This window comes from Nostoc sp. ChiQUE02 (assembly GCF_034531305.2).
In the GTDB taxonomy this organism is placed as follows: Bacteria; Cyanobacteriota; Cyanobacteriia; order Cyanobacteriales; family Nostocaceae; genus Nostoc.
Genome location: NZ_JAVRBN020000020.1, coordinates 101,980 through 122,749, shown reverse-complemented (window position 1 = coordinate 122,749; position 20,770 = coordinate 101,980). Strand labels below are relative to the sequence as shown.

Sequence of the window (20,770 nt, the reverse complement as noted above, 5' to 3'; positions counted from 1 at the left end):
TCTTAAGTTGACACCAATGGGGTGTGGAAAACCCGATCATTGAAATCGGGGTTTCAAATAAGGATAGGCTCATTTCTCTCTGCGAGACGCCAAGGGCGATCGCACTCCGGATATCGAATATATGTTAATATTCCCGACAACACATAAATGTAGTTGCTCTATCCTTGTAGGGTATGGAGTAAACAGTCTTTCCCTACACCCTACACCCTATATCCCATAACCTTTTTTTGGTCAAAATCAAACGTAAATTCGGAATTGCCTCAAACTCTTGAGGTTGACAACGTACTCATACTTTAAAAGCAAAGCAGCAGTCTTAACCAGCACAGTTGGCAGTTATCTAAAATCATAAAAATCATCCACTCTCATCTCTCGCCAAATATCAGAAATCTGCCAGCCGGAATTGCCCACAGATTGGACTATGGGATTATCGCGCACTTGTATATAGCTGGGTTCTTTTGGCTCTGGAATCGCTACTGGTTGCTCATCAACCACAGGGTTTGAAAAATTGACGATATCAGCAAGAAGCTTTTGGTCTTCAATTTCTTGCATTTCCATCATTTTCTTCAGGGTAAGCTTCGAGGATTTTTTGATGATCTTCATATATATCCATTAAAAGTTTTCATTCACTGCTCTCCCAAAGGCATTGGCTTAAAATTTGGACTCAAAGGGAGTCGTAAAAAGTCCTGGGGGAGATGAGTGCTAATAATTCCACGGAATAAACAAGATACAACAAATCAATGGAAAATACGAGTCCCTTGCTGAGGAATTTATTAATTGGTTACGTGCAGCTCGTTTCTGGTAGGAACCGCTAGCAACTAGCAAGGTATGACCAGAGTACATTGTGATAGTCACTTTCAAAATGTATAACTGTTTTTTTGATGTAAATAAGCCAAATAGCATAGAAAGACAAGCCTTACCCTTTAAAAGATAAGTGACTTCCTATTTGTCCACATCACTGGATATAATCTTTGAGATTTGCCAAAAGCCTATTTGAGTCAAGAGAAAAAATTTTAGGAGTTTATCCTTAATTGGTAAGCTGAGATTGTAGTGATCTTCAATAACAGGCATCAATTGCGATCGCAACCAGATAAGTTCCGCAGGCAGAATATAGCATAGAGCGACAATGCAAAAACTCCTTTTTAATAATAAAGACAGATTTAGAGCGGAGGCTCTATTCCTTGGTAAGGATATCAACTTACAGACATTGGAGAATTATGTTTGCTTGGCGACTATGCCAGTAGTGGTTACAGTAGGTGAAAACGGCTGTGCAGTACTGCTAAACTATGGTGCAGTTGTTCTGTTTAACCTTGAGCCTGTAGAAAAGGCAGCCTTCTTGACCAAACTATCCTCTCAAGTTAGCGGCTCTTTTGCCGACCCGGAAACAGAAGAGGTAGAAGTTAATTTCAACGTAGCAGAAAGTGAACGAGCTAAGGAAGGAAAAATTTTGCTGCATGAATTTAGTGTAGAACGCTTGCAGATAGTGGCTGATATTCTCGCCAAGAGTGTTGTACTGTCTCATTATGAAACCAGCCTAGCGACTGTATTCGATCAAATTGAACCGTTTGCAGCTAGTCTCCAGCGTGAAAACAGGAGTGGACGCCAAAGTCGGGAATTGCTGCGTCAACTTGGGACTACTCTGTTAGTTCAACATAAGATTGTCGGTCGAGTAGAAATCATCGATAAGCCGGAGTTACTTTGGGAATCTCCACAGCTAGAAAACTTATATCTGCGCTTGGAGGATGAATACGAAATTCGTGAGCGTCATAATGCCTTGGAACGCAAACTAGAGCTAATTTCCCAAACTGCACAAACGGTGCTGGAGTTCATGCAGCATAGCAGTAGCCAGCGAGTAGAGTGGTATGTAGTGATTCTGATTGTAGTGGAGATTCTGCTGTCACTGTACGACATCATTTTTAAAGGCTAACGCTAAATTTGGAGACAGTAAAATTTTTTTCATATACTACTAATTTCCCTTGCTCTCTTCATTTAAGGAAGATAACTTAATCCGCCGACTTTCACGCGATAGTGGTACTAAAATTGGGGCTTGACTTTGAGCATTGCTTTCTTTAAAGCTTTCCACCACCTGAGATAATTCTGCAATTGTCGATGCCTCAAATACGCTACGCAAAGGTAACTCCACGCGTAAAGCGTCGCGAACTCTAGAGACAAGCTGAGTTGCCAGTAATGAATGACCGCCTAATTCAAAGAAATTATCATGAATTCCTACACGTTTGAGTCCTAAAACCTCGGCAAAGATTTTCACTAGCACTTGTTCAACGGGAGTCCGAGGCGCAATGTAATTTTCTGGTAATTGAGGCTTAATAGTATCCGATGCAATTAAGGCGCGGCGATCTACTTTACCATTAGCTGTTAGAGGTAGGGAGTTGAGTACTACAAAAGCTGATGGGACCATGTACTCAGGCAGCTTTTGTACTAGATAAGTCTGCAACTGCGGCACTAACTTACTCGCAGCTTTGGCTTGTAGGGGATTATTGGCGTAAGATTGCCACGGACGGGAGTAAGTCGTGTTATTTGGAAAAATAATTCTCTTCCCTACTGCATCTTGCCGGACAAAAATTATGTCATAGCATCCTTGAGTGCTTGAATCTGACCAACTAATATCAACGCTGTAGGGTACATTCAAAGTATACCAATCTTCTGGATCTACTCCTGAATTCTGGAGTTTTTGCAAAGCTTCACGCATTTCACCCGCAGTTTTAAAATCTTCTATCCCTAATAACCATTCTGCTGTTTTAACTGCTGCAAATACTCGTGCATTAGCTACATTGGTAATGCATAAAATTTCTGGTTGCTTCTCAATCAATAACTGACGCACTGCTGACACTGTTAAATTATCTTCAGACCAGTTCAGCACTAAAGGATTTTCAATATTATTAACAGTCTCATCGGCAATATGAATAATCACATTGTAACGAAACTGAGTTAATTCATTGTGTTCGCGTCCCCGGATAAGTTGAATTTGTACACTGCTAATTTGAGGAAAATGCTGCTTTAATGCACTAAAAAAAGCTGGGTCAATGACCAACTCTGTTTCTTGAAAAACTTGCATTTCTACCCGTTGCTGCAATTCAAAGCGGGTAAGGGAAGGTTCTGCTTGATAAAGTTGCACTGAGGCATGAAAAGCTTGCAAAAGTGGCAAACTACGCACATCTCCGATGAAGATAAAGCCACCAGGAACAGTTGCTTGCACAGCACCTTCTAATACGCGAATTAGATAATCAATAGTAGGAAAATACTGCACAACCGAGTTTAAAATTACAGCATCAAAAGTTGCTGCTTCTACTTTCTCAAAGTCAGTAGCCATCTGCTGTTGCAGCGTTACTTGCGGTATTTTTTGCTTTTCCAACTGCTGCTGAATGTAGTTAAGTGAAACCGGGGAGAAGTCCGTCCCACAATATTTAGTGCAGTGAGGTGCAATTCTGAAGAGTAATAGACCTGTTCCACAGCCAATTTCTAACACTCGCTGGGGTTGCAAAGCCAGAATTTGCGCCACTTGGTTATTCACCCACTCACGCATCTGTTCTGCTGGAATAGGCTGATTTGTATAACTACTATTCCAACCGACAATATTGAATGTTGGATCTGAATCAGCAGCAGGTTGATTGTAAGTTTCGTTGTAAAGCGTTTGCCATTGCAAAACCTGCTCATTCTGTAACTGCATATTTTCCTGTTCGCTGCTGTCTTCAGCTTTCAAGACTACATAAGCTACTAGACGCTTTTCCTCTTGATCTTCACGAATTATTGCTACAGTTTGCTGCACTGCTGGATGTTGACTCAGCACCGCTTCAATTTCTCCCAATTCAATGCGGTAGCCGCGAATTTTCACCTGCTCGTCAAGGCGACCTAAAAACTCGATTTTGCCGTCTACTTGATAGCGAACTAAATCACCTGTTTTATAAAGTCGTACTTTTAAATTATTAGTAAAATCATGATAAATAAAGCATTCAGCAGTTAAGTCAGGACGGTTTAAATAACCTCGTGTCAATCCATGACCGCTGACGTACAACTCTCCTGAAACGCCAATGGGTACTGGTTGTAAATGTTTATCTAGTATGTAAACTTGCGTATTAGCGATCGCACGACCAATTGCAGGTGCTAATTTATCTTTATTATTAACAGAAATATGACCAGAAGTTGTCACAACCGTGTTCTCAGTTGGCCCATAATTATTAAATACTTGGAAAGAATGGGAAGCTAAAGGATATTGACTTAGTTTATCTCCACCTGTGAGTAATATTCGTAAAGCTGCGTTCTGAGGAAAATCTAATAAAAGAACTTTCTCTGCTAAAGGTGTTGGGATGAAAGAAATTGTTATCGCTTTTGATACTAGCCAATCTCGGAGATGATCAGGCGATCGCCTGGTTTCATCATCTACAAAATAAATGCTTGCCCCAGCACTAAGATAAGGCCAAATTTCCCAACCGCAAGCATCAAATGCAATCCCAGCTATTTGCGTTGCTCGGTCAATGAGTGAAACTGCAAACGCTTTTTGATGCCAAAATACTAAATTTAACAATCCTCTATGTTCAATTTTAACACCTTTGGGTTTTCCAGTTGAGCCAGAGGTATAAATAACATAAGCTAGGTTATCTACTGTAACTTTACTAGTAAGGTTATCTTCAATTTCTTGAGAAATAATATCCCAATCTTTATCTAAACAGATTATTTGTGAATTAAACTTTTTTAGACGTTCAAGCCATCGCTTGTTAGTTAATAAAACTGAGACTTGAGCATCTTCAAGCATAAAGTTTAAACGTTCAGATGGATAGCTTGGATCTAAAGGTACATAAGCTCCACCTGCTTTCAGGATGCCCAACATCCCTATTACCATATCAAAAGAGCGTTCTACACAAAGTCCTACTAAACCTTCGGTTTTAACTCCTAATTTTTTTAGATAATGTGCAAGTTGATTACTGCGTATATTTAAGTCTTTATAGCTGATTTGCTCATCGCCAAGTACTAAGGCAGTTGCATCAGGATTCTGTTTTACAATGCTTTCAAATAACTGATGGATACATTTATCTTGGGGATAATCTAACTCAGTATTGTTCCATTCAAATAATAAATTATGTAGCTCAGATTCGCTTAAAAGTGGTAATTGTGCAATTTGTTGTTCTGGATTTGCAACTATACCCTCCAGTAATGTTTGGAAATGTCCTAGCATCCTGGTGATAGTAGCGTCATCAAATAAATCAGCGCTATAAATTACAAAACCACTAATTCCTTCTGAGCTATCTGCCCATAACCCATTTTGAGTATTTGGCTCCCACAAGTGGAACTCCAAATCAAAGCGCGTTGTTTCCGTTTCAAATGGTAGCGTGCTTAAAGTTAAACTAGGTAAATCTAACGCTGTCATAGGCGCATTTTGGAGCGCAAAAACAACTTGAAAGAGCGGATTTTGATTCAAATTCCGCTCTGGATGTAGTTCTTCTACAAGCTTTTCAAAAGGTAAATCTTGATGAGCGTAAGCCCCTAAAGCCACCTCTTTGACTCGACTCAATAATTCCCGAAAAGTTGGGTTTCCTGATAGATCGGTACGCAGTACTAAGCTATTAACAAAAAAACCAATTAATCCCTCAATTTCACTACGGTTGCGATTGGCAATAGGTGAACCAATAGCAATATCTTCCTGTTGCGTGTAGCAGTAAAGTAAAACTTGAAATGCTGCTAGTAGGGTAATAAACAAAGTTACCCCTTCTTGCTGACCGAGAGCTAAAAGTGCTTCGCTCAAACTTTTTGATAATTGCACAGGTTGCCTTGCACCCTGATAAGTTTGAACAGCTAGTCTTGGTCTGTCGGTTGGCAGATTTAGCATAGAAATACCGTCTAATTGCTTCTGCCAGTAACTCAGTTGGTTTTCTAATACTTCCCCTTGCAACCATTGGCGTTGCCAGTATGCAAAGTCTGCATATTGAATTGTAAGTTTTGGTAGAGGAGAAGGCTGATTGCTAGCAAAGGCTGGGTAGAGTGCTGCTATCTCTTGAATCAGCACTCCAATAGACCAACCATCAGAGACAATGTGGTGCATAGTCAGCAGCAGGATGTATTGTGTCTCATCCAACCACAGCAGTTTTACTTGCAGTAACGAATCGGTTGATAAATTGAAAGGACGTTGAGCTTCTTGGGTAGTGAGTTGTCGTGTTTGTATTTCTCGTTCGGCTTGTGGCAGTTGCCGTAAATCTATTACTGGTAAAGTAATAGTTAGCGCAGGCTTAATTACCTGAACTGGTTGCCCTGACTGCATGACAACAGTGGTACGTAAAGCTTCGTGTCGTTGCACAATTTCGTTAAAAGTTTGCTCTAGCGCGGCTTTATTGAGCGAACCTGTTAAATGTAGTGCTAGTGGAATGTTATAGAAAGGATTATTAGGGATTAATTGGTCAAGAAACCACAGCCGTTGTTGAGCAAAGGAGAGGGGAAGATTTCCTGACCGCGAAATAGGTACCAGAGGTCTAAAGCTGTGGTTATTCGTACGATTAAATGTTTCTAAAAATTCAATAATTTCTGCTTTACGCTCTTGAATTTCTGCACGCAGTTCTGCTGTAAGAATTCCTTCAGGAGCGTTACAGCGAAACTTTTCACCATCAATAAAAACTTGAATATCTAAGCTGCGAAGATAAGATAAAAACTCAACGGTGTTCAAAATTAGTCCCCTTCGCAACTGTTGTTACTTATTAGAAGGCAGGAGGCAGGAGGCAGGAAGCAGAAGGCAGGAGAAGTATGTTTACTAAGCTTATTAACTTGATAGTTGTTTATGCCACTTTACAGTGTTTATCAACTAACCCAGCATTTTTATCACACTTATAACACTGTATAAATCATTCTTGGGACTGAAAGTTGGATGATTCTAACTATGGTATGAAGCTAAAAGACAACGCAGTGAACAACGTATTGCAAGGTTTAGGCTCATGATATTCATGCCTCATAATTTTCTACTTATATGGCTGGTTCAACTGCTGTCGATTGGCATACTTGGCGGGGGGATCTACATTCTCTATGAGTGGTACGAAGGAGAACTTGTAGGAACATCTTACTTAGTAGCTGGACTAGTAATGGTTCTGTGGTCTTTTGGCGGTCGTTTTATCAGTTTGCCACTGCTGCGCCGTCCTGGAGCTGAGGAACCTAAGTTTATGCGTAGCAAAACTGTGCAACGTTTGCCACGACCGGATGGCAGTGTACTGCAAGTAGAGTTTTTTGGTCCTGAGGATGGTCAACCGATTATTTTGTCACACGGTTGGGGGCCAAACAGTACTGTATGGTATTATGCTAAACGCCAACTGAGCGATCGCTTCCGAGTAATTGTTTGGGATCTACCAGGGTTAGGAAAATCCGCCAAACCGAAAAACAACGATCATTCTATAGAAAAATATGCGCGTGACTTGGAAGCTGTTGTTGCAATAGCAGGGGATAAACCTGTTATCTTGTTGGGACACAGCATGGGTGGGATGATTAACTTGACATTCTGTCGCCTGTTTCCAGAGCAATTAAGGAGTCGGGTGGCTGGCTTAATTCTTGTAGATACTACTTACACCAATCCGGTTAAAACTTGTATCTTTAGCAATCTGGTACATAAATTGCAGAAACCGCTACTCGAACCTGTGTTGTACCTGACTATTGTGCTGTGGCCGATTTTTTGGTTGATGACTTGGCTTTCGTATTTGAATGGTTCCCTGTACATCACCGTCGAACTGTCTGGATTTACGGGTACTGAAACACGGGGTCAACTAAGTTTTGCAGGTCTATTATCAGCATTGGGTTCGCCTGGTGTTCTGGCTCGTGGCACACTGGGAATGTTGAAGTTTGATGAAACAGACACACTTGCAACTATTAATGTGCCTGTATTGGTAATGTGTGGTGCTTCAGATATAGCGACAAAACCTGTGGCGAGCGATCGCATGACAGCAGAATTGCCTTATTCTGAACGAGTCACCATAAAACCAGGTGGACACATGGCATTGATGGAACAAAACCAGCAGTTTGCCGAAGCAGTCAGCACATTTTGCGCTGGCTGCTCATAGCTGCCTGAATCCCACATTTAGCATCCATCAAGGGACTTCCAACTAAAAAAATATCCTATCGCTGTGGAGGCAGGGGGGCAGGGAGCAGGGAGTAGGGGGAGCAGGGGAGGCTCTTGAGGCAGGGGGAGACAAATAAATAAGTGTATTCAGGGCTATTAAGGTAGCAAAAAATTACTAAAAGTTTCTCTTTACTCCCCCTGCTCCACGGCAGTTGCTCTACTTGGGGAAACCCCAAGACCGCACTGCCTCCCCTGCTCCCCCCGCTTCCCCTGTTTACTTTACGATGATCTCACTTTTTCGCGTTGCTCCCATCAAGCACAGCCGCATCCTAGAGATGAAAACCTGCGACGGGTGAATCAATTGGGACTTAAGCAATGGACACAACACAGCGGCTATCATCGGCGTTCTTTGTCTGAAACTGCCATGTTTCGGCTCAAGATCATTTTTTGCGGCAAGTTACGACGACGCTTTTTTGACAATCAAGCCGTTGAGTTATTCCTGCAATGTGCGGCACTTAATCGCATCATCCAGTTAGGTAAACCGGACACTTATAAAGTGGAAGGTTAATTTCAATTCCAATCGCGGATTGGTTTGTCTTTTTTTCTTTCATGCAACAAAGCCATTTTCTTGACCACTGGTTATATCTGGAGTTTAGTGGGTCATGAACTTTCAGTTCATGACCCACTAAACTCCAGTTATATGAGAAGCAGAAAATGTATGCCAAACGCACTCATCGAAAAAAAATCTGATAGCTGGCATCAGGCGAAATACTGGGGAAATCTAAATCTTGATAGACCATTTGACCGATGGGTTTTCGGTAATAAACAAACCGGAGCCTATATGCTGAAATTTGCTTGGATCAAGATTGAAAGGCACATTCAAGTCACAAGGTAAATCATCACCCGATGACCCCAAATTAAGGGACTACTGGATTAAACGGCAGTCAGCTTTAACTAAATCCGAATTAATCAAAAGTAGGCAGAAGATAGCCCAAAGGCAACAAGATGTCTGTCCTGTATGCGGGGAATCTCTATTAAATGATGAGGAGTTACATCTTCATCATAAAAAGCCAAAATCTCAGGGTGGTGGTGACAATTACGGCAACCTACAACTTGTACATCTGTACTGCCATCAGCAAATACATTCTGGAACAATCAGTAGTTTATAACTTGCTTGAGCCGGATGCGTTGCAAGGCGCACGTCCGGTTCTGAGGGGGGCGGGATTATAGCGATATAGTCCTGCTACCCGACCACGGTGATGCCTAATACGCTATTATCGACAAGCAATTACAAAAAACTGCTGTGAGAGTCTGATTTCATCGGCTCTAAAGCTCTCATTGAAAGAGGTTAAAAAAAATGCTTCAAAGTATAGGCGGTATAGCTAAATATTCAGCTACCGACCTAGATAGGTTTGCTGAAGAACTGAATCGAGACGGAATTTGTGTCATTCCTCATGTTTTTGAGCAAAAATTAATTGACGAGTGGTTACAAGCTTTTGAAAAGTTATTTCACGATCGTCAAAATCAACCGGGTGGTTTGGCTCCCCGTGAAATTTCCCGGTATTATCTAACCTTGCCTTGGATTTACCCATTCGCTAATGAGTTGGTTTATGCTAACCCAGTGATTATAGGTATCCTTAAGCGAGTGTTTTACCAAGAATACGTGATGGTTCAGTTAGGGGTTGATGTCCCGTTTCAGGGTTCGGATTATCAGGAAACCCATCGGGACTTTCGCCCATTGTTTAGCGATGACATAGTTACACCACTTTATGCCTTAGCTGTTAACTTTCCCCTTGTGGAAGTAACCGCAGAAAATGGCCCGTTTCAAATGGCGCGTGGAACCCATCTACTACCACGAGAAGAGGGACTACAAAAGAATGAGTTACGAACAAGGCATATATTGTTTTAATTTAGGGAAATCAAATTTTTGGTGATTAGTAAATAATTTGAATAACCACTTAACAACAGGAAAAGATTTACAGAGATGCCAAGACTTTCTCAAGAAATTTTTGGCTTGTAAGCAAACATCTTCTACAGGATTTTGTTCGGGTGCATTAGGTGCGAATACAATACAAGTAAATTGCCACTGTGATGAGTCGTGACTATTATTGACTGTTGCTAGAAACTCTTTCACTTCGGTTGATTTATGATACGAAGCTCCATCCCAAATTACGACAATTCTTTGTCTAGGAAACTGCAACTGTAAAATTTTCAGAAAACTCACAGTATTCTCTCCATTCCCCGATGAATATTCCCTGACAATAAATTCTTTAGTTTGATAGTTTAATGCACCATAATACGTTTGTCTATCTTTTTGATTTTTGATGTGAATTTATATTCGGATATCTGTTTTACCCCAGACATATCCACAAACATCACCCCAGAGTAAATGACACTCATCTATAAAAAGGACAACCGTAAAGATTCAGGTCTAATATTTAGGAAGCAGGGATGGGCGAGACAGATAATTATTGGAATTAGGCACTTTTATATCTCCTCGGAATCATTTATCGATGGTAAATAGGGAATTAAACCCCTGCGGAATGCCTCTTCTTGAATCTCGCGGGGAGTGTAACGCGCATCGATAGGCAATCCATCGACGGAAATTAACCAGGCAGTCGGATGGCTATCTAGTCGGCTGGGCAAACACCAAGTCGTATCATAGTAGCTCATCTTCATTGCATCCCGAATTGCTTTGGATTTCCCCTGTCCCGTACTTTCCGCTACGCCAAAGACTTGGTAGAGTTCGCTAGCTTTGATATGGGGAGTTTGGGAGGAGTCGTAGAGAAAGTTAACCATGCCGAGGGCGTGGACGATGCCACAAGCCCAGGACTTCGCAAGTCCTGTTGCTAGGGGCGAGGGACGCTTGCGGCACAGAGCTGCCGCCAGTTGGCGCGACATCTCTGCATATTCAGCGTTGAGATGTTGAGAGCAAAAGGCATCGGTGAGGCGGGTGATTTCCTCAAATTTCCCTTGCATTTGTTTGGGAACTTTTTCGCCTACTGGTTTAGCCATACAAATCATCCAATGTCTTTGTTGTCAGCGATCGCCACCTTCAATACATTGAATTTTAGACCTGTCCAGATGCTATTACTAGGTCTGCTGTCAAATCCAGCATCGGGTAAATCACTATTTTGATTGGTTCCGTCCCCTGAAACACAGATTCTTCATATAGTCCATCTACCAGAGTTAGCAGGCGTTCATTAGCAATTCTTCTTTTCGTTGCTGATAATAGTTTTAGAGCTAATTATTCAAGAGGTCTGATTGTGGTCTTTGCTCAAACCAGTCCCCCAGATGTAATAATAACTCGCCTCGCGTTAGACGAGTATCGGGCTATGGAAGAAACCAACCCAGAATGCCATGAATATCGCAACGGAGAGGTTATTACTATGTCGGGAGGTTCGGAATCTCATAGTGCGATTGCCAGCAACTTCTTAATTTACTTAGGGTTTTTACTGAGAGACACCGATTTTCGTTTGTATAAGAGCGACTTGCGAGTTTGGATTCCTGAATATCAGTGTGGGACTTATACCGATTTGATGGTTGTTAATGGCGAACCAGAGTTTAATGACGATCGCCATGATGAAATTCTAAATCCTTTATTGATTGTCGAAGTTTTATCACCCTCTACCGAAGCATACGACCGAGGGGACAAGTTCAGAAAATACCGCTCTCTTACCAGCTTTTGTGAATATCTGCTTGTGAGTCAAACTGAACCCTACATTGAACAGTATCATAACTTGGATCGTAACAGTAATGATCGCTGGCTATGGCAAGTTCACTCTAACCTTGAGCGGACGATTGTTCTGCACAGTTTAAACAACGTGGAAATTCCCCTGACTGAAATCTATCGTCGTATTAATTTTTAAGGGTGGCTAACTCTCTTGAGTGATATCGCTGCTAGCTCTGAATTTGGTTTTCATGGTAGCGGGGGCAACATCACTCTTAACACTATAGGCTTAATACTTGTAAGCAAGCCTGTTCCCCAGGGCGGCCGCATCATAGCTTCTTTAGATGTCAGCCTCTCGCCAGAACATTTGCAACATTTAAATGAAGTGAGTCAAATTGAACTGGGTTTTCCCCATGACTTTTTGCAGAATGATAATATTCGCGATCGCCTTTTCGGTGGCACATTCAATACCATAGAAAACTATCGCATTTAACTAATAGTCATAAACAGTAACACATTCAGGCGTTAATACAATCCATCGTCAGAGAGTTTCGCCAAGCCTTGCAATTCTGTAAAGTTAGATATAAAAGGCATTAACAACGTAGAATCATGAGTGACAACAGCATTTCATCACGTCTGTACCCTACCCGCATTGACATTCCCGCCGAAGCGCGAGTGCAAATCGTGGTAATTCTCAACCAAACCTTGGCAGCTACTTCGGATCTGAAAACCCAAGCGAAGCAAGCGCATTGGAATGTTAAAGGAACTGACTTCTACCAGTTGCACCTATTATTTGATGAACTTGCTGGAGAATTGGAAGAGTACATCGATATGGTAGCTGAACGCGTTACAGCTTTAGGTGGCTACGCTTTCGGAACAGTCCGCGCCGCAGCTAGTAATTCAATTCTGCCAGAATATCCTTTAGATATTTTGGATGGCAAAGACCACGTGACAGCGTTGTCAGATCGCTTTGGACTCTATGCTAAACATATTAGAGAAGCGATCGCTAAAACTGATAACTTAGGCGATGCTGATACCGCTGACCTTTACACCGAAATTTCCCGCACCGTTGACAAGCGACTCTGGTTCTTAGAAGCTCATCTCCAAATAGCAGAAATTAAAGCAGAGAATGGCAAAGCAAGTACTACTAAAACTCAAAAGACACCTGCTGCTGTAAAATAAGCACTTCTGAGAAAAGTAGTCTTTCTTAAATCTAGTAGTATCTTTTTGGTAAGTACGTCACTTTTAAGTGCGTACTTTTCATTTATATGTATATACCTTACTATTGAAATAGTTCAAAACTAAGTCGAACAATTCAAAAATATCTTCAACAAGTTACATCTCAAAATTAATACTTCCTTCAACTTCAATAAGCTAGTAGGTTAGTGAAAAAGTATGCTAATTGCATTCTGATTCCTAACTCTTGTACAGACGCGATTAATCGCGTCTCTCTAACTACAGAAGCGATTATCGCGTCTCTCCTAACTCTTAACTAAATACTCATTAACAACGAGGTAAATCTATGTCTCAAAATACAATTAGCCACCTAATTCATGATAGAAATGCCCGCGGTCATGCTCAAACAGGCTGGCTCGATAGCTATCACACATTTTCCTTCGGTAGTTTTTACGATCCGAACCGTATGGGATTTCGCTCTCTGCGGGTAATTAACGACGATCGCATCGCCCCTGGTGCCGGATTCCCTACCCACGGTCATCGTGACATGGAAATCCTCACATACGTCTTAGAAGGTGCTGTAGAGCATAAAGACAGCTTGGGTACTGGGTCGGTGATTCGCCCCGGTGATGCACAAATCATGAGCGCTGGAACTGGAATCAGCCACAGCGAATTTAATCCCTCACCAACTGAACCACTCCATTTACTACAAATCTGGATTCTTCCTGACCAAGAAGGGTTGACACCAAGATATGAACAAAAAGCTTTTCCTCTAGAAGAAAAGCGTGGCAAACTCCGCTTAATTGCTGCTAAAGATGGACGCGATGGAGCCGTCACAATTCACCAAGATGTTGATTTATACACATCTGTTTTAGAGGAAGGTGATGTTGTTAATTATCAAGTCAAACCTGGTCGTTATGCCTGGATACAAATAGCACAAGGCATAGTTAATTTGAATGGCGAAGAACTCAGAGCAGGCGATGGAGTGCAAATTAACGGCGAAGAACAGCTAGAAATTAGCACCAATATCGGCGGCGAAATCTTGCTTTTCGACTTGGGTTAATATCGCATTTATCTGCTAAAAGGCTCTCCTAAATGAGCCTTTTACCCATCAGCCAGAGATTTAAATCTCTGGCTGATAGCGCATGTCCACTTAAGTCAATTGAAAAGTTTTTTAATTAAGAGTTTCAGTAACGAAATTTTTTGCTTGTAGTTGAGATGCCAAAATGAGGTCTTACCGCTTCTATTATCGCCAATAGAATACTGCGGTAGTTAGAGACGAATGGTTTTTGGGAATTCTAAGAAAAAGAAAAAAGTGAAGTTTGTGTTCACGATAGAGTCCAACGCACTTTATTCTATTTTCCTACCCATTAGTTTCTACTCCAGAGGTGGTTGTGGTGACGATATCAACAGAGCAAACACTAAAACTTCCTGTTCAGTTAATTTGGATAATATGGCTAATTTGCTTATTCCCATCAGCATTAAATGTTTTGGGAGTTAGTTTTGCTTCTACTCTGCCACCCCGGAATTTAGAGGTTATTTGTAATCCTGCTAGTTTGGGATTTATTGAAGAAGTTATTTACCAAAGATTGGAAGGAAGCTTCGTCCATACAATTTTAGAATGGAGCGCTGTCTGTACTGCCATCTTCACTATTATTCTTGCTTTTGCTCACTTCTATATAAAAAGCGATATTATTACACCAATTATTGGGGTGACTTTGTTGTGCGCTGGGCTAATAGATGCCTTCCACACTCTAGCTGCTGATAGGTTAATTGAAGCCGTTGCTGATAATAGTAAGCTCATCCCTTTTACTTGGGCACTTTGCCGACTGTGTAATGCGTTAGTGACGATAATTGGCGTTAGTATTTTTCTGATCGGTAAACCCAAAAAGTGGCAAGGCAGTTTCAATTTTATAGTTGCAGTGACTTTGGGCTTTGGGTTAGTTTGTTACGGCATAATTTCTGTTTGTGCCACTAGTCACACTTTACCACCAACTATTTTCCCCAAATCAATTATTACTCGACCTTGGGATATCATACCCTTGATCCTTTTTCTGGTAGCTGGCATTCTGATTTATCCACGCTTTTGGCGCAAGTATCCGAGTTTATTCTCTCACGCTTTAATTGTTAGTACTATTCCCAATGTCGCTACCCAATTACACATGGTTTTTGGCTCAACGGCTTTGTTCGATAATCATTTTAATATTGCTCACTTTTTGAAAATTGTTGCCTACTTAGTCCCCTTAGCTGGACTCATTCTGGATTACATCTACGCTCATCGTCAAATGCTAATAGCTCTCAAACAAGCACAACTTTATACCGAAGCTCGTGAGAATGCTCAACTTGCTCAACATACACTCTCACAACTGCAACAAACCCAAGCACAAATCATTCAAACAGCAAAAATGTCCAGTCTGGGACAACTGGTAGCAGGAGTAGCACACGAAATTAATAATCCTGTCAACTTCATCTACGGCAACCTTAACCATATAGATGAATATACTCAAAATTTACTGCAATTAGTGATGGCTTATCAGCAGCATTATCCTAACCCGCCCCCATCACTTCAACAAGTAGTTAACTCTATAGAACTCGACTTTCTTGTACAAGACCTCGGCAATATTCTTCAATCGATGCAAGTCGGTACACAACGCATCCGGGATATTATTGTTTCACTGCGAAATTTCTCCCGCTTGGATGAAGCTGCTTTTAAGGAAGTGGATATTCATTCTGGTATCGATAATACCTTAATAATTTTACATCACCGCCTCCAGACAAAAGCAAATGCTACGGGAATTAAAATTATCAAAGAATATGGTCAATTGCCTTTGGTGCAGTGTTATGCTCGAGAACTGAATCAGGTGTTTATGAATATCCTCACGAATGCGATAGATGTTTTAGAAGAGTCAGTCGAAACAACTAACGGACAACATAAAACACCTAGCATCTGGATTCAAACTCAGCTAACCTCGGACAATCTAGTGTCTATCTCCATTACCGATAACGGTAGGGGAATTCCCGAAGAAATTCGCTTGAAGTTGTTTGACCCATTTTTTACCACCAAACCTGTAGGCAAAGGGACGGGACTGGGATTATTTATTAGTTATCAAATTGTTGTAGAAAAACACGGTGGCAAGATTTGGTATAATTCAACATCAGATGGTGGAACAAAGTTTGTGATTGAGATACCAATACACCCTGGAAAGGATGTAGTTAAAAGTGGTGGTTCTCGTTAAACACTCTGCTGATTCTGAAGAATTTGCGATCGCAACCTTACGAGCCTTACCGAGAATAGCAAACCAACCCTAGTAAGTCGCTTGATACTCTGAAAATAAATTTTCATCTTTAAATTAACCTTCAGGTAAGCTATTTTGCAGTTACTGCTTGCACTTTGTCTACACTAGAACTGGACTAAAGTACTTAAAAGTAGTAAAAACCCAATGTCTAAAAAGCCCGATTCGCAGTTCCAAAATCTTTTTGCTTCAAATAAATCAACCAACTGGGACGAAAGATTAGCCCAAATAGCCTATCGCTTTAACCGAGAGTATCAACGTGAAACTTTTGAACTCCCAACAGAAGTACAGGCGATGCCGATATTCCGCGAGTGGATTGGAGGTAGCTTCTCAGGGAGAATTGCTTCCCCTTTCTGGGAAATTGCTAAACCTCAAAAAAACCAGCACTGTATAGATATTGGCTGTGGTATCAGCTTTTTAATCTATCCTTGGCGGGATTGGCAAGCATATTTTCATGGGCAAGAAATTAGTAATGTCGCACGGGATACCCTTAATTCCCGTGGGCCGCAGTTGAATTCCAAGCTGTTCAAAGGTGTTGAGTTGGGAGCAGCCCATCAGTTAAATTATCCATCAGAGCAGTTTGATTTAGCGATCGCCACAGGATTTAGCTGTTATTTTCCACTCGAATATTGGGATGCTGTACTGGCAGAGGTCAAGCGGGTGTTAAAACCAGGTGGACATTTTGTGTTTGACGTTCTCAACCCAGAACAGCCTTTAGCAGAAGATTGGGCAGTTTTGGAAACCTATTTGGGGGCTGAGGTATTTTTAGAGCCTTTGGCTAAGTGGGAAAAAACGATTAAAGCGGCTGGTGCTAAAGTCGTAACGCAGAAAACAGGGGAATTATTCGAGTTATATAAGATACGATTTTAAAAATACTATTACTGGCATTGCATATTTGCGGGATGATTTAGCAACTTCCAAAATTCCCCCCTGCTCCCTCTGCCTCCCCTGCCTCAAGAGCTTGCCCCAATTATCCCACTGTTTTGCAACGCCTTATTACTCAGGAATAAGTGGACTTGATGGATCTAAAGAAGTTGTAAAAACAAAATAGATTACCCCAGCGCCGAGAATCATCACAGCGAGACTAAACAGCAACACCCAGCGGTCTGTCGGTTCATAAGTATCTTCTTCGATATCACGACGGACAGCAAAATAGTGCCCCGTTGAGAGCCACACCGTAATTAAACCCACCAGCGAGAAGACTAAACCTAACTTCCAGCCGTTGCCAGGACGAGGTACTAAAGGTACTTGGAAGGCACGCAAACGCACGATGACGACACCAAAACCTAAAAGAGCGATTCCTGTCCGCATCCAAGCGAGGTAGGTACGCTCATTTGCCAAGTGATCTCGGATTCGGGACGGATTCAGTCGTCCTGCCTTTTTTTTATCTTTATCTTCTTCTGTAGGTTTCAATTTTAACTGCATCAATAATACCCTTATCCCCAAAGAGGCTCTTCTCAAAAAAATGCGGAGGTAATAGTAAATCTCTTTCCAGATGACTTGCACCCAGCGCAATATTTGCGCTATTGAAATATACTTGTTATGATTGTACATTTTTTCAAATTCAAAATTTATTTTAATGCAGATATCTAAATAAAACAAGCCTGAAATTGAGAATAGATAAATTCAAGAAAATAGCCAATATTCAGAGAGGTTTTTCACCAGTGCGTGTCCTGTTTCTCCTCTGATATTGGCTGTTACCCTATTGAAATTGAGAACAATCATTCAAAAATAGATTATGCAGTTCTATTTCAAGACTGATTGCTAGGCGCATTAGGAACTCGTGTCTCTATGGCAGCCTGTGATACATCTGGGATAAACCAGTTAGCCTCTTTGCTGTTAATAACTTTTACAGTCGGAACATTCAATTCAATCGCATCAGTATCTGGATTCGTCTTAATCACCAATTGAGTTCCATCAAGTATCTTCAGAGCAGCCGCTCCTGTCAATTCTTGACCTTGCCCATTAGGACTAGAAGTGAAATTTGCTACCTTGACATCATTCGGTAGATAGATGCCATCACAATCCCAGTTCTTTTTAGTGGAGTGACCATTCGCTAGAAAATACAACCCATTTTCGTATACGGCATCTTCATCCTCTTCATCATTTGGTCTTTTGCCATATACCGCTATGGTCTTACCTGTTTGGTTGTCGCATTGACCCCAGTTAATTCCTGTCTCTAAGGCATATTTTTGCAGTGTTAATTCCTCCACTCTCTTTTGAATTTCTTCTGGTGTAAGACCTTCAACTTGAGTTTGGGCATCTTTTGTTTGAGAGAGTTCGTTAAGAGCTTTAGTGACTTCGATGTAATCAGGGTTTTTGCTAAATTTTGGTCTATCAGCAAAAGAAGGTTGAGCGAAGGCGAGATTAGCGACAATCATTAAGACAATTAGCAGAGATTTCCAGATTTTCATGTTTTGGTTCCTGTTGATGGGTAAGATATTTTGCAGTTTGAAATTCATTTTGCTCAGAAAATTCATGATGCACCTGTTTTTAGACACTTAATTTTTCTCGATCTTCACTCGAAGACTGAGTATTGAAACCTAAAATCAATGAAAATATATAACTAGAAACTACAGATAAAAGAGTCCAAGTAACATTTTCTGTAACAATAAATACACCCAAACCAATCAAGATACAAGGCACAAAAGTGTTGCCGTTTTCAGTTAGAAATTGGGCGATCGCAGGCAAGTAGGTTAACTTATAAGCGGTATAACACCATACACCCACTAGCGTAAAGAATACACTTAGTATTACTAGCAGACTATCTAATTCCGAATTGGCAAACAGGGGCACGTAGACGCTGATATTATCACTACCATTCGCAAAGGCGATCGCAGCTACATTGCATGTTTGCGGAGAGAAAAAGCTGGTAATTATAGAGGGACAAGACGGCTCGGTTTCTTCTTCGGCTTCCTCTGGTGAATCTTCTTCGCGCTTTAGTAAGCTACTCACACCAATGATTATTGGCATTAAACCAAGTAGTCTAATCCAGTCCTGCGGTATGATTAGTCCACCGAAGAAACCGGGAAGGCTAGCAACGATCAATGCAGCAAAACCGAGATACTGACCAGCAAGGATGTGACGACTGCGGAATGTTTTATTTATTTGTGAAAAAAGCAATGTCAGAATGACAATATCATCGATGTTGGTGGCACTGAATGCCGTGATCCCTGTGGTAATTGCAGTTACTAAACCGCTCATTTGTGGAAGTCCTTATTTTCATACTTGGGTATTGGGCACAAGAGGCGGAGGGACAGAGGGATAGAGGGGAAATACATACTGCAACTTTTCCGCCTGCTTTCCCTGTTTCTCTGCTTATCGTGCTCTTTACTTGGCTGTTTGAGTCCGTGCCGAAGCCTTGATTTATACTTTAGTCAAACTAACCGATAGAATCAAATGCTTTTGTTTGTCAAAATGATAAATGAAAGTGATTAAAATTTTGACACCAAGTTGTAGGGATACCATAAATGGCAGGAATGACGCTTGAGCAGCTAAAAATTTTTCTGGCTGTGGCACAGCACTTACACTTTACTCGGGCAGCAGAGGAGCTTTATATTACACAACCTGCTGTCAGTGCAGCGATCCACAACTTAGAGCAAGAATACGGTGTAAAACTGTTCCATCGAATTGGTCGCCATATCGAGATTGCTGAGGCGGGTAAATTACTGCAAGTGGAAGCGCAAAAAATTCTCGATCAAGTTTCCTTGACTGAAAGGGGATTGCGAGAATTGAACAATCTGCAACGGGGTGAATTGAAATTAGGGTCAAGTCTGACAATTGGTAACTACTGGCTACCAAGTAAGATTAGTGAGTTTAAGAGCCGATATCCCGGTATCCAAATTAACTGTAGCCTTGCCAATACAGAAGAGATTTGTCTCGGAACGGCGACAGGACAGTTTGATTTAGGTTTGGTGGAAGGAGATGTGAAGCCAGCACTCCAGAGTACTCTGGAGTATGAAATAGTCGGGAGCGATCGCTTACAAATTGTCGTAGGTCAAAAACACCCTTGGTTTGAGTGGGGAGAAATTGACTTAAGCCAATTGACTCAAACCCTTTGGGTGATGCGAGAACCAGGTTCTGGAACCCAGCAAAGGTTTGAGGAAGCCTTACAAAATTGGGGAATCAATCTCAGTGAACTAGATGTAATTTTAGTATTTAACAGTGGAGAGATGACAAAAGCAGCGATCGAAGATGGTGTCGGTGCAATTGGAATTTCTGAGTTGATGGTAAAAAAAGAAATACAGTTGGGAACTCTGCGAGCAATTCGAGTGATTGATAATAGAGAGGGTAACGGTGCGATGCCTACGGCAGGCTACGCCTACGCAGAAATAGTTCGACCTTTTTTCAAACTCAAACATCGTCAGCGTTTTCAAACTGCTCTTTCCAAAGTCTTTGAACAAATGTTGACATCGTCTATGTTAGATGGCTCGCATAAACACGTATCAAAATCAGTTATGTAAAGGGGATGGAGGATTAGGCATTGGGCACTTGTACTGAGCATCTCGACTTACTTCGACTACGCTCAGTACAAGTCGCTCGATGGAGCCGGAGCCGAAGTATTGGGCACAAGAGGCAGAGGGGCAGTTCTTG

Annotated in this window: 18 protein-coding genes and 2 pseudogenes; 13 read left to right on the top strand and 7 right to left on the bottom strand. The window is 41.4% G+C overall.

What is annotated here, in order from left to right; translation table 11 throughout:
- Nucleotides 1–333: 333 nt before the first annotated feature.
- Nucleotides 334–600 carry a hypothetical protein gene (locus RM347_RS20930; protein ID WP_322720253.1) on the bottom strand — a complete coding sequence of 89 codons (267 nt, stop codon included), beginning with the start codon at nucleotides 598–600 and terminating at the stop codon, nucleotides 334–336.
- Nucleotides 601–1,123: 523 nt separating this feature from the next.
- On the opposite strand from RM347_RS20930, the gene RM347_RS20925 reads away from it, so the two are divergent.
- On the top strand, nucleotides 1,124–1,924 hold the full coding sequence (locus tag RM347_RS20925) for an RMD1 family protein (protein WP_322720252.1): 801 nt from the start codon (nucleotides 1,124–1,126) through the stop codon (nucleotides 1,922–1,924).
- Between the two features lie 39 nt (nucleotides 1,925–1,963).
- Here the strand turns inward: RM347_RS20925 and RM347_RS20920 are convergent, their stop codons facing one another.
- Entirely contained in the window at nucleotides 1,964–6,664 is a 4,701-nt protein-coding gene (locus tag RM347_RS20920) for a non-ribosomal peptide synthetase (RefSeq protein ID WP_322720251.1), read from the bottom strand.
- Nucleotides 6,665–6,938: 274 nt separating this feature from the next.
- Between RM347_RS20920 and RM347_RS20915 the strand changes: the two genes are divergently transcribed.
- The 5 genes and pseudogenes from RM347_RS20915 (at nucleotide 6,939) to RM347_RS20895 (ending at nucleotide 9,947) form a co-directional block, all read left to right on the top strand.
- Nucleotides 6,939–8,039: an alpha/beta fold hydrolase gene (locus tag RM347_RS20915; RefSeq protein ID WP_322720250.1), complete on the top strand. Its 1,101-nt coding sequence runs from the start codon at nucleotides 6,939–6,941 to the stop codon at nucleotides 8,037–8,039.
- 315 nt (nucleotides 8,040–8,354) lie between these two features.
- Nucleotides 8,355–8,606 (top strand): annotated as a pseudogene (locus RM347_RS20910) (IS5/IS1182 family transposase); the annotation flags it as partial.
- A gap of 150 nt (nucleotides 8,607–8,756) precedes the next feature.
- Nucleotides 8,757–8,933 carry a hypothetical protein gene (locus RM347_RS20905; protein WP_322720269.1) on the top strand — a complete coding sequence of 59 codons (177 nt, stop codon included), beginning with the start codon at nucleotides 8,757–8,759 and terminating at the stop codon, nucleotides 8,931–8,933.
- Nucleotides 8,890–9,207, top strand: a complete 318-nt coding sequence (locus tag RM347_RS20900; RefSeq protein ID WP_322720249.1) for an HNH endonuclease — start codon at nucleotides 8,890–8,892, stop codon at nucleotides 9,205–9,207. Before RM347_RS20905 ends, RM347_RS20900 begins: the two co-directional genes overlap by 44 nt.
- Nucleotides 9,208–9,395: 188 nt before the next feature.
- Nucleotides 9,396–9,947 (top strand): phytanoyl-CoA dioxygenase family protein, encoded by a 552-nt coding sequence (locus RM347_RS20895; RefSeq protein WP_322720248.1) that lies wholly within the window; start codon nucleotides 9,396–9,398, stop codon nucleotides 9,945–9,947.
- Here RM347_RS20895 and RM347_RS20890 read toward each other — a convergent pair.
- Together RM347_RS20890 and RM347_RS20885 are read right to left on the bottom strand one after the other, a co-directional pair.
- Nucleotides 9,921–10,364 carry a transposase gene (locus RM347_RS20890; RefSeq protein ID WP_322720268.1) on the bottom strand — a complete coding sequence of 148 codons (444 nt, stop codon included), beginning with the start codon at nucleotides 10,362–10,364 and terminating at the stop codon, nucleotides 9,921–9,923. The two genes, RM347_RS20895 and RM347_RS20890, sit on opposite strands and share 27 nt — an antisense overlap.
- A gap of 161 nt (nucleotides 10,365–10,525) precedes the next feature.
- Complete coding sequence (locus RM347_RS20885; protein WP_322720247.1) at nucleotides 10,526–11,053, bottom strand: DUF6398 domain-containing protein; 528 nt, start codon at nucleotides 11,051–11,053, stop codon at nucleotides 10,526–10,528.
- Nucleotides 11,054–11,304: 251 nt separating this feature from the next.
- Between RM347_RS20885 and RM347_RS20880 the strand changes: the two genes are divergently transcribed.
- The 6 genes and pseudogenes from RM347_RS20880 to RM347_RS20855 all read left to right on the top strand — a co-directional run bounded on the left by RM347_RS20880 (nucleotide 11,305) and on the right by RM347_RS20855 (nucleotide 17,047).
- Nucleotides 11,305–11,907 (top strand): Uma2 family endonuclease, encoded by a 603-nt coding sequence (locus tag RM347_RS20880; protein WP_322720246.1) that lies wholly within the window; start codon nucleotides 11,305–11,307, stop codon nucleotides 11,905–11,907.
- 132 nt (nucleotides 11,908–12,039) lie between these two features.
- A pseudogene (locus tag RM347_RS20875) lies at nucleotides 12,040–12,201 on the top strand (aldo/keto reductase); the annotation flags it as partial.
- 116 nt (nucleotides 12,202–12,317) lie between these two features.
- Nucleotides 12,318–12,890 carry a DNA starvation/stationary phase protection protein Dps gene (dps, locus tag RM347_RS20870; RefSeq protein ID WP_322720245.1) on the top strand — a complete coding sequence of 191 codons (573 nt, stop codon included), beginning with the start codon at nucleotides 12,318–12,320 and terminating at the stop codon, nucleotides 12,888–12,890.
- 340 nt (nucleotides 12,891–13,230) lie between these two features.
- Nucleotides 13,231–13,947 carry a pirin family protein gene (locus RM347_RS20865; protein ID WP_322720244.1) on the top strand — a complete coding sequence of 239 codons (717 nt, stop codon included), beginning with the start codon at nucleotides 13,231–13,233 and terminating at the stop codon, nucleotides 13,945–13,947.
- A gap of 334 nt (nucleotides 13,948–14,281) precedes the next feature.
- Nucleotides 14,282–16,120 carry an ATP-binding protein gene (locus RM347_RS20860; RefSeq protein WP_322720243.1) on the top strand — a complete coding sequence of 613 codons (1,839 nt, stop codon included), beginning with the start codon at nucleotides 14,282–14,284 and terminating at the stop codon, nucleotides 16,118–16,120.
- 204 nt (nucleotides 16,121–16,324) lie between these two features.
- Nucleotides 16,325–17,047, top strand: coding sequence for a class I SAM-dependent methyltransferase (locus RM347_RS20855; RefSeq protein ID WP_322720242.1), 723 nt, complete (start codon nucleotides 16,325–16,327; stop codon nucleotides 17,045–17,047).
- Between the two features lie 126 nt (nucleotides 17,048–17,173).
- Here RM347_RS20855 and RM347_RS20850 read toward each other — a convergent pair whose 3' ends face one another.
- From RM347_RS20850 to RM347_RS20840, 3 genes are all read right to left on the bottom strand, one after another.
- The gene (locus RM347_RS20850) at nucleotides 17,174–17,602 is read right to left on the bottom strand and encodes a YidH family protein (RefSeq protein WP_322720241.1); all 429 of its coding nucleotides are present in this window, start codon (nucleotides 17,600–17,602) and stop codon (nucleotides 17,174–17,176) included.
- A gap of 326 nt (nucleotides 17,603–17,928) precedes the next feature.
- The gene (locus RM347_RS20845; protein ID WP_322720240.1) at nucleotides 17,929–18,591 is read right to left on the bottom strand and encodes a hypothetical protein; all 663 of its coding nucleotides are present in this window, start codon (nucleotides 18,589–18,591) and stop codon (nucleotides 17,929–17,931) included.
- Between the two features lie 79 nt (nucleotides 18,592–18,670).
- Nucleotides 18,671–19,381: a cadmium resistance transporter gene (locus tag RM347_RS20840; RefSeq protein WP_322720239.1), complete on the bottom strand. Its 711-nt coding sequence runs from the start codon at nucleotides 19,379–19,381 to the stop codon at nucleotides 18,671–18,673.
- A 266-nt stretch (nucleotides 19,382–19,647) separates the two neighbouring features.
- On the opposite strand from RM347_RS20840, the gene RM347_RS20835 reads away from it, so the two are divergent.
- Nucleotides 19,648–20,640 carry a LysR substrate-binding domain-containing protein gene (locus RM347_RS20835; protein ID WP_322720238.1) on the top strand — a complete coding sequence of 331 codons (993 nt, stop codon included), beginning with the start codon at nucleotides 19,648–19,650 and terminating at the stop codon, nucleotides 20,638–20,640.
- Nucleotides 20,641–20,770: the final 130 nt, after the last annotated feature.

What these genes read in the sequence shown, in the direction of transcription:
- RM347_RS20930 (WP_322720253.1), bottom strand. Translation starts at nt 600, where the DNA reads ATGAAGATCATCAAAAAATCCTCGAAGCTTACCCTGAAGAAAATGATG.
- RM347_RS20925 (WP_322720252.1), top strand. Translation starts at nt 1,124, where the DNA reads ATGCAAAAACTCCTTTTTAATAATAAAGACAGATTTAGAGCGGAGGCT.
- RM347_RS20915 (WP_322720250.1), top strand. Translation starts at nt 6,939, where the DNA reads ATGCCTCATAATTTTCTACTTATATGGCTGGTTCAACTGCTGTCGATT.
- RM347_RS20905 (WP_322720269.1), top strand. Translation starts at nt 8,757, where the DNA reads ATGCCAAACGCACTCATCGAAAAAAAATCTGATAGCTGGCATCAGGCG.
- RM347_RS20895 (WP_322720248.1), top strand. Translation starts at nt 9,396, where the DNA reads ATGCTTCAAAGTATAGGCGGTATAGCTAAATATTCAGCTACCGACCTA.
- RM347_RS20885 (WP_322720247.1), bottom strand. Translation starts at nt 11,053, where the DNA reads ATGGCTAAACCAGTAGGCGAAAAAGTTCCCAAACAAATGCAAGGGAAA.
- dps (WP_322720245.1), top strand. Translation starts at nt 12,318, where the DNA reads ATGAGTGACAACAGCATTTCATCACGTCTGTACCCTACCCGCATTGAC.
- RM347_RS20865 (WP_322720244.1), top strand. Translation starts at nt 13,231, where the DNA reads ATGTCTCAAAATACAATTAGCCACCTAATTCATGATAGAAATGCCCGC.
- RM347_RS20855 (WP_322720242.1), top strand. Translation starts at nt 16,325, where the DNA reads ATGTCTAAAAAGCCCGATTCGCAGTTCCAAAATCTTTTTGCTTCAAAT.
- RM347_RS20850 (WP_322720241.1), bottom strand. Translation starts at nt 17,602, where the DNA reads ATGCAGTTAAAATTGAAACCTACAGAAGAAGATAAAGATAAAAAAAAG.
- RM347_RS20845 (WP_322720240.1), bottom strand. Translation starts at nt 18,591, where the DNA reads ATGAAAATCTGGAAATCTCTGCTAATTGTCTTAATGATTGTCGCTAAT.
- RM347_RS20840 (WP_322720239.1), bottom strand. Translation starts at nt 19,381, where the DNA reads ATGAGCGGTTTAGTAACTGCAATTACCACAGGGATCACGGCATTCAGT.
- RM347_RS20835 (WP_322720238.1), top strand. Translation starts at nt 19,648, where the DNA reads ATGGCAGGAATGACGCTTGAGCAGCTAAAAATTTTTCTGGCTGTGGCA.